Here is a 7,739-nt window from a genome sequence, read left to right as displayed (position 1 = left end):
CAGTATATTCTGTGTCTACTATTCAGTCTAACTTCAATCTTCTATTACTGGCTGTCCGAGGTACGTCAGGCACCAAATCGAGACTCTCATATCTTCGCAAGGTTGTGGTGCTGACATGGAGTCTCTCGGCCATCTGTTTCGGAGTAAAGGTTTTGTCCACCTGCAACACCTTCCTTAAAGTCAAACTCTAAAGTACGGAAACAATATTATAAGAGACAATGGTCGTCCACACAAGGATTCTTGGTATGTCAAACGAAATCTTGCATGAATGTTATATGATCAAGTTGGAATGAAAAATCGAGGAGGAAACTTAATGGAAAAGGGTCATTTTGCTTTAACGTACTGGAACCTAAAGCCCGGGGAATTCATTACGTTCGGCACGTATCCGCAGTCTGTAGACGGTAAAGAACTGGCGATTAAATGGCGTGTTCTTCAAAATTCAGGAAGCGAGCTGTTTGTTTTGAGTGAGTATATTTTAGACTGCAAGAGGTATCACGGTAAGAGCGCGGAACTGAAGTGGCGTGATTGCATGGAAATTACGTGGCATGACTGCGATTTGCGCGAATGGCTGAATGATGAATTCTATAACGCTGCATTCAGTGACGCCGAAAAGCAATTCATAAAGACAACTCATTGCACAGACAACGGAGAGGGCTGCCCGGATACGGAGGACAAGGTCTTTCTGCTAAGCGTTGCCGAGATAGAGGAGTTATCTGAGATCAACGGCAAGGATTTAAGGCGCGCTGTTGGAACCGATTTTGCCAAGACGAAAAAGCCCGATGGATGCAGCTTATATGTATATGATAAAACGAACAAAGATAACTATATCTTCAAAGACGGCGAAGAAGTTGGCTGTTCCTGGTGGTGGCTGCGAACACAAGGAAACAAGCCTTCACGTGCGTTTTTTGTAGGAACAGATTGCAGTGTTCGCAGCTATGGGAATAACAGTATAGACGGTTATGGTGTGCGTCCTGCTTTAAATATGAATCTTTCATGATAAAGATGGAAAACGAGAAAATACCCAGCCAACTATGAATGTAAAGCGGTGGAGTTAGGTCTTGTTTTCAAGGAGGAAAGACATGGATTACATTTCACCGAAAGAAGCGGCGTTAAAGGTGAAACGGTGGCCTAAAGATACCATAGCGGCGGGTCGTCGTCATACCGTTGGTCTTAAATCTGACGGAACGGTGACGGCTGTGGGTGATAATAAATATGGCCAATGTGATGTAAGCGACTGGCGCGATATTGTGGCGATTGCGGCTGGTAATGTTCATATGGCGACGAACACGGGTAATGCTCATACCATCGGTCTTAAATCTGACGGTACGGTGGCGGCTGTGGGTTGGAATAAGCATGACCAATGCGATGTAAATGACTGGCGCGATATTGTAGCGGTTGCGGCGGGTTGGCGTCGTACCATTGGGCTTAAATCGGATGGCACGGTGGTAGCTGTGGGCCGAAATAATGAAGGCGAATGCAATGTAAGCGGCTGGCGTGATATGGTGGCGGTCGCGGCGGGTGACTGGCATACCATCGGGCTTAAATTGGACGGCACGGTGACGGCTGTGGGTAATAATCGGTATAGCCAATGCGATGTAAGCGGCTGGCGCGATATTGTGGCGGTCGCGGCGGGTTACCTTCATACCGTCGGGCTTAAATCGGACGGTACGGTGGCGGCTGTGGGTTTGAATAAGCATCACCAATGCGATGTAAGCGGCTGGCGCGGTATTATGGCGATAGCGGCGGGTAGTAATCATACCATCGGCCTTAAATCGGACGGTACGGTTGCGGCTGTGGGTTGGAATGAGTATGGCCAATGCAATGTAAGTGGCTGGCGCGATATTGTGGCGGTTGCGGCGGGTTGCGCTCATACTCTCGGCCTTAAATCGGACGGCACGGTGGTTGCTGTGGGTGATAATGAATATGGCCAATGCGATGTAAGCGGCTGGCGCGGCATCCAACTTCCCGGCAATTAGTTTTCAATATTAATAACTCAACTTTCCAAGCGAAAAAATAGGCCGAATCGCTGATGCGACAAGGGTTGAGACTGAAACAAAAAAAGGGAAACTTCACCTTTCATTAAGTGGAAGAGAATGAAGCGGAACTTGCTAAACTTAACAGATGGCATAAAAAATAACAACCGTTTATTAGACTGAAGGTAAAGTTGAAGGGGAGATTACAAAAGATTAAATCGGGGGCTTTATCATGGGAGAAGCGAAGGCATTGGAAAGAGTAAAGAGTAAGGCAAGAGAAATAAAACGAAATATTTTTGTGTTATACCTAGCTTATAAAGACCCAAGAGTTCCGTGGTATGCTAAGCTATTTACGATATTAGTTGTTGCATATGCATTTAGTCCAATTGATTTAATTCCTGATTTCATTCCAGTTTTGGGTTATCTTGATGATTTAATTATTGTTCCGCTCGGGATAACGCTTGCACTTAAAATGATTCCAACTTCGGTTATTGAAGACTGTAAGGTAAGGGCGGAGGAAATTCGAAAGAACGGAAAGCCGAAAAATTGGGTGACTGGAGCAATAATTATTTTAGTTTGGATTTTGTTAGCTATTTGGATTGGGAGCATGTGTTATAAGTTCTTCACATAACACGACTCTCCAAGCAATAGCCGCTTTTAAGGGCGGTTCGGCTGTAGACAATCGGAGTAGCAGAATAGGCCGCTTCCCTTGCCTGGGGCGGTCTATTTCCGTTTATTGGTGAGTATCAGCGTAACCAGTGTCGCGAATGAAATCATCAGCGTCAAAGCTTGGTATACGCCTTATTCTACGCGGTTTATTGATACTGTTTTCCGTATTCACTTTACCTTTGGGGTAGTTCACAACTTATCCTTATGACTTCCTGCCTTTTCTGCGACTTCTAGTGAATAGGCCTGATGCCTTGTCCATTATAAACCTGCAATAATATACTATAAGCCATTTAAATTTAAGATGTATAGTCATGTGAGAATACTTGAAGGGAGTTTTCCTCATGAATATTACATCTTTTTTATTATACTGTATTATTATCACTATAACGCCAGGGCCTACTAATATCGTCATATTATCCACAGTGCATAATTTTGGGACAAAAAAGGCAATGGAATATACGTATGGAGCAACTATTGCTTTTGGTCTATTGCTTGTTATTTCCGCTATGTTGAATACTATGCTTATAACGGTAATGCCTAAAATTTTAATTATTATGCAGATCATCGGAAGCTTTTATATGTTCTATCTCGCTTATCAAATTTACAAAATGGATACATCAAAACCAACTGTAAACCAAACGGGTACTTTTATGTCAGGCTTCCTTATGCAGTTTTTAAATCCCAAGGTCTTACTATTTACAATGACTGTAATCCCCAGCTTTATTCTGCCCTACTATACCGCAATGCCTGCTGTGACAATAAGTGTTATAACTATTACTCTTATTGGATTTTTAGCCTTTATTACATGGGTTCTGTTCGGTACAATCTTCAAGGCGTTTTTACAAAAGCATACAAGGGCTGTTAATGTAATGATGGCTCTATTTTTAGCTTATGCTGCAGTAATGATATGGATATAGGTAAGCTATCAAGAGGTGAATGAAGTGGACAAATTTATCTATAAAAAATCGGCAGGTATTACTGCGTTGTCAGCAAGCCTTACTGATTTTACGTATAAAAAGCACTCTCACAAGGAGTATGCAGCAGGTGTAACATTGCGAGGTATTCAAGAGTATAACCTGGACGGCAATTTGCAATTATCTTATCAAAATGGTGTTATGCTTTTTAATCCGGAGCAGGCACATGACGGAATGGCGCATGATGAGGCAGGACTGGATTATGTAATGCTGTATATTGAGCCGCAATTGCTTTTAGAAGTTATTGAGAAAAAGGAAATCGTACGTTTTTCAACCCCGATTGTGTATGATTATGGACTTGAACAAAAAATATTAAGTCTTTCTAATGCAATATTAAGCGAAAAAGATGAGGCTTTGTGCAGTGAGTTACTCTTATCCCTCACGGATAGCCTTATTCAAACGAATCTGTCTACAGAATATAAGAAAGATAACGCTCTAATTAGAAAAGCAATGGATATGCTTCATTCCAACCTGGAAACTGTACTTAAACTTGATGAGATATGTAAAGAGCTTAATTTATCGAAATTTCAGTTTATCCGACTATTCAAGGCTCATACTGGAATTTCACCATACCAATACTTTCTTAACTGCAAGATCGAACGTGCAAAGCAGCTAATAGAAAAAAACGGAGATATTTATTCAGCAGTAGCTGAATGCGGTTTTGTTGATTTAACCCATTTAAATAAACACTTTAAAAGCGTATATGGAACAACAGCATTTGAATACAGGTCCCATATAAATTGAGGAGTGAAATCTGCGGTCCGAGTGATCTTCTTATCTTTTGCCAGAATCGACTGAATAGGCGAGTCCCGTTTTTCAAGCAAAAGAACCTTCAAATCCACCCATTAAGTGGAGATGAGGGTTCTTTTTAATGCGTGAGGTTAATCAAATCCATTGAAGTTTCTGAGCATCGTAATGAACGCTTCAAGCTGATCATTGTTCCAATTGGAAATTCGCTCATAGAATGCGTTCTCTTTCTCCTTAAGGGCATGAATGGTCATTTGGTGTCCAAGCTCAGTGAGAGACAGAAGGACCCCTCGTCCATCATCCGGCGAATTTGCCTTGTTAACATACCCTTTCTGTTCCAGAGGTTTAACAAGGCGGCTAACGGAGCTCCGGTCCATGGCTGTGGATTCAGCTAACGCAGCGGCGCTTGTCGGACCGTAGGAATAGAGCCAACGAACAATGTGGAAGGCAGCGGGTTGGATTGTAGGATCGAACCTTTCTGCAGCCCGAACATTCAATGCATGGGAGGCGCTGATAAGCGCATGAAGCTGTTCGCCAAGCTGTAGTTCTAATTGCTCTCTTATCACATTTTTGCCTTGGTCATTATCTTGATCATATTCCACTGTTTTACCCCATCCTCTATAAATAATAAGATTAATCCGTGTAAGTAGTTGACATATATCCATTAAATCAATATAGTTGACATATGTCAATCAAAAAAGTATAACCCACAGAGGAGACTAATTATGAACCACAAACCTATCGTTGTCATCACTGGAGCAACAAGCGGGCTGGGGCAAATTGTCGCTATGGATTTGGCGAAACGCGGCGCTCACCTTGTCATGACCGCCAGAAGCAAGGAGCGGGCTGAGGCAACAAGGCAATGGATCAAAGACAGTTCACCTTCAACAAAAGTAGATTTCTTTTACGGGGACTTGTCCCTGATGAAGGATGTGAGACGTGTTGGACAGGAAATTACAGCTGCTTTTCCCAAGATCGATGTGCTAGTGAACAATGCGGGGCTCCATGCCTTTGAACAGCGCACTACCTCTGAGGGATTTCCTGAAATGATTGCGGTGAATTACTTGGCCCCGTGGCTATTGTCGCAAGTGCTGGAACCATCCTTAAGAAATGCGGGAACGGCCAGAATTGTAAATGTGGCTTCGGAAGCCTCGCGAAATCACGGGATTCTAAAGCTGCCGGGTGATTTAACCGATACCACTCCATTTACAGCCAGAGGCTCATCTGCAATCTACGGAAAAACCAAGCTCCTCAATATTATGTTCACAGCTGAACTGGGCCGTCGGTTAACCGGAACTGGAATCAGTGTAAATGCGTTGAATCCCGGGTTCAATGTTACAGGACTTGGACGTGAGCTTTGGTTCGCGTCCATACTTGAACGTATCTTAAAATTACTCCATATTGGCGATCCGCGCAAAGGAGCTGAAATCATCACCCGGCTGGTTGTGGACCCGAAGTACCAGAAGGTGACGGGAGGATATTTTAACGTTGGCACCGGAGATTCCATTAGGCCTGTGCACCCGGGCGGGGATACCGAAATGCAGAACAAGCTATGGAGGGCAACCGCAGATCTTTTGGAACAAAAAGGAGTGCTGAAATAAATGAACAAGATTAATAAAGGACCTCTGTTGTTCATCATGATATTGGGTGCTTTCATAGCCGTTCTGAATCAGACGATTATGAGTGTCGCTATTCCAGAATTAATAACAGATTTTAACATCTCGGCCACAACGGCTCAATGGCTGACAACAGGGTACATGCTGGTGAATGGAGTTTTTATTCCTATCACAGCCTATCTGATGCAGCGTTTTACGACCCGTGAATTATTCCTTTCAGCTATGCTTGCGTTTCTAGCCGGATCTGTTGTATCTGGAGTAGCTCCTGGCTTTGAACTGCTGCTCATTGGGCGTCTTATGCAGGCTGCGGGAGCAGGCATCATTATGCCGCTCCTGATGAATGTTGTGCTTGCCATCTATCCTGAGGAGAAGCGTGGAGGCGCAATGGGGCTTATTGGAGTAGCCATTATCTTTGCCCCTGCAATCGGTCCGGCCTATGCCGGGTATATGCTGGATCATTACGCCTGGCGTTCGCTGTTCTATGTCATTATTCCGTTTGCGGCGTTGGTTATCCTTCTGGCCTTTTTTTACTTGAAAAATGTAACAGAGCGGGCCTATCCCAAGCTGGATATTACCGGCATGATTTTGTCCACTGTTGGATTCGGCACTTTACTATATGGATTCAGCAGAGCAGGCGCAATCGGCTGGACATCGACCGAAGTGATTGTAACCTTGCTTGTTGGCGTGATCTCGCTGGTTCTTTTTTCAATAACCCAGCTTAAGAGCAAAACCCCCTTACTGGAATTGAAAGCATTCAAATACAACATGTTTACGCTGACCACCCTTATTAATGTTACTGTGACGGTGGTCATGTATGCAGATATGATGCTGCTTCCGATCTATTTACAGAATATGAGGCACTACACGGCATTTGATGCCGGAATTTTGATGCTGCCGGGCGCCTTGATTATGGGCTTGCTTATGCCCGTTGCGGGCAGACTGTTCGACAGGTTTGGCGCAAGATGGCTTTCGGTCATCGGTATCGCCATTACGATTGTGACAACCATCGGCTTTACTTCGTTAACGGACTCCACAAGCTATATCTATCTTCTGCTCATGTCCACCGGCAGACGAATCGGAATGGCATTGTTCATGATGCCGATTACAACCGCGGGACTTAACCAGCTTCCGGCTTCGTACCATGCTCACGGAACTGCCATTTCCAATACGGTCAAGCAAGTGTCGGGTGCCATCGGCACAGCGCTTCTGGTCACGATCCTGACCAACCGTGCACAGTTTCATGCGGTTAGGATGGCTGCCGAAGGAGTGATTGGCGATCAGTCGCAATTGCTGCAGAAGGCCTCTATAGCGGGGATGAACGATGCATATTTAGCCGTCATTATTTTTGGAGCAATCGGGCTGGTGATGTCCTTCTTCATTAAGAAAACAAAGCAGCCTGAAGTCGCTCCGCACGGTGAGTTGATACAGGCTGGAACCGGCAGGAAGGCCTGAATTGCAAAAATCTGCGGATAAGGCGAATTTACCAACAGATCCAAATAAACGCCAGTAATGGTGATAATAACTTAACCCAAAAGCGGATCCTAGCGCCAGCTAACAGCATTAACCGTGTTAACATTTGTTTCCCCCTGTGGTATACTCAACTCAGAAACAGCGTACAATGCAAAGAGAGCCGTGCTGGTAACACGACTCCCCTAGCAATAGCCGCTTTTAAGGACGGCGGCTTATAAGGTAGGCCTCGAGAAATAGACCGTTATCCTTGAGCAGGGCGGTCTATTTCTTTTGTGCGACTTGTTTTGCTA

General features: G+C 44.3%; 8 protein-coding genes and 2 pseudogenes. 7 read left to right on the top strand and 3 right to left on the bottom strand.

The features are described from left to right. Positions 1-37: 37 nt before the first annotated feature. Positions 38-133 (bottom strand): annotated as a pseudogene (locus L691_RS31430) (MerR family DNA-binding transcriptional regulator); the annotation flags it as partial. A gap of 180 nt (positions 134-313) precedes the next feature. Between L691_RS31430 and L691_RS0118520 the strand changes: the two are divergent. From L691_RS0118520 to L691_RS0118510, 3 genes are all read left to right on the top strand, one after another. Further along, on the top strand, positions 314-997 hold the full coding sequence (locus L691_RS0118520) for a DUF6273 domain-containing protein (RefSeq protein WP_025691897.1): 684 nt from the start codon (positions 314-316) through the stop codon (positions 995-997). A gap of 82 nt (positions 998-1,079) precedes the next feature. Then, complete coding sequence (locus L691_RS0118515) at positions 1,080-1,976, top strand: RCC1 domain-containing protein (RefSeq protein WP_025691896.1); 897 nt, start codon at positions 1,080-1,082, stop codon at positions 1,974-1,976. 229 nt (positions 1,977-2,205) lie between these two features. After that, positions 2,206-2,604 carry a YkvA family protein gene (locus tag L691_RS0118510; protein ID WP_036737330.1) on the top strand — a complete coding sequence of 133 codons (399 nt, stop codon included), beginning with the start codon at positions 2,206-2,208 and terminating at the stop codon, positions 2,602-2,604. Between the two features lie 92 nt (positions 2,605-2,696). Here L691_RS0118510 and L691_RS34335 read toward each other — a convergent pair. After that, positions 2,697-2,768 (bottom strand): annotated as a pseudogene (locus tag L691_RS34335) (putative holin-like toxin); the annotation flags it as partial. 215 nt (positions 2,769-2,983) lie between these two features. Between L691_RS34335 and L691_RS0118505 the strand changes: the two are divergent. Both L691_RS0118505 and L691_RS0118500 read left to right on the top strand, forming a co-directional pair. Then, the gene (locus L691_RS0118505; RefSeq protein ID WP_025691894.1) at positions 2,984-3,559 is read left to right on the top strand and encodes a LysE family translocator; all 576 of its coding nucleotides are present in this window, start codon (positions 2,984-2,986) and stop codon (positions 3,557-3,559) included. Between the two features lie 24 nt (positions 3,560-3,583). Further along, positions 3,584-4,360 (top strand): AraC family transcriptional regulator, encoded by a 777-nt coding sequence (locus tag L691_RS0118500; protein WP_025691893.1) that lies wholly within the window; start codon positions 3,584-3,586, stop codon positions 4,358-4,360. Between the two features lie 137 nt (positions 4,361-4,497). On the opposite strand, the gene L691_RS0118495 is transcribed toward L691_RS0118500, so the two are convergent. Beyond that, a complete protein-coding gene (locus L691_RS0118495; RefSeq protein WP_025691892.1) occupies positions 4,498-4,965 on the bottom strand; it encodes a MarR family winged helix-turn-helix transcriptional regulator in 468 nt (155 codons plus the stop codon). Between the two features lie 123 nt (positions 4,966-5,088). On the opposite strand from L691_RS0118495, the gene L691_RS0118490 reads away from it, so the two are divergent. Both L691_RS0118490 and L691_RS0118485 read left to right on the top strand, forming a co-directional pair. After that, positions 5,089-5,964, top strand: a complete 876-nt coding sequence (locus tag L691_RS0118490) for an SDR family NAD(P)-dependent oxidoreductase (RefSeq protein ID WP_025691891.1) — start codon at positions 5,089-5,091, stop codon at positions 5,962-5,964. Further along, positions 5,965-7,431 (top strand): DHA2 family efflux MFS transporter permease subunit, encoded by a 1,467-nt coding sequence (locus tag L691_RS0118485; RefSeq protein ID WP_025691890.1) that lies wholly within the window; start codon positions 5,965-5,967, stop codon positions 7,429-7,431. Positions 7,432-7,739: the final 308 nt, after the last annotated feature.

It is taken from the genome of Paenibacillus zanthoxyli JH29 (assembly GCF_000520715.1).
GTDB classification, from domain to species: domain Bacteria; phylum Bacillota; class Bacilli; order Paenibacillales; family Paenibacillaceae; genus Paenibacillus_AQ; species Paenibacillus_AQ zanthoxyli.
This window is presented reverse-complemented; position numbering and strand designations above follow the sequence as displayed.

Bases quoted from the DNA above. Each gene is read 5' to 3' on its own strand.
- L691_RS0118505 (WP_025691894.1), top strand. From the start codon at position 2,984: ATGAATATTACATCTTTTTTATTATACTGTATTATTATCACTATAACG.
- L691_RS0118515 (WP_025691896.1), top strand. From the start codon at position 1,080: ATGGATTACATTTCACCGAAAGAAGCGGCGTTAAAGGTGAAACGGTGG.
- L691_RS0118520 (WP_025691897.1), top strand. From the start codon at position 314: ATGGAAAAGGGTCATTTTGCTTTAACGTACTGGAACCTAAAGCCCGGG.
- L691_RS0118510 (WP_036737330.1), top strand. From the start codon at position 2,206: ATGGGAGAAGCGAAGGCATTGGAAAGAGTAAAGAGTAAGGCAAGAGAA.
- L691_RS0118490 (WP_025691891.1), top strand. From the start codon at position 5,089: ATGAACCACAAACCTATCGTTGTCATCACTGGAGCAACAAGCGGGCTG.
- L691_RS0118485 (WP_025691890.1), top strand. From the start codon at position 5,965: ATGAACAAGATTAATAAAGGACCTCTGTTGTTCATCATGATATTGGGT.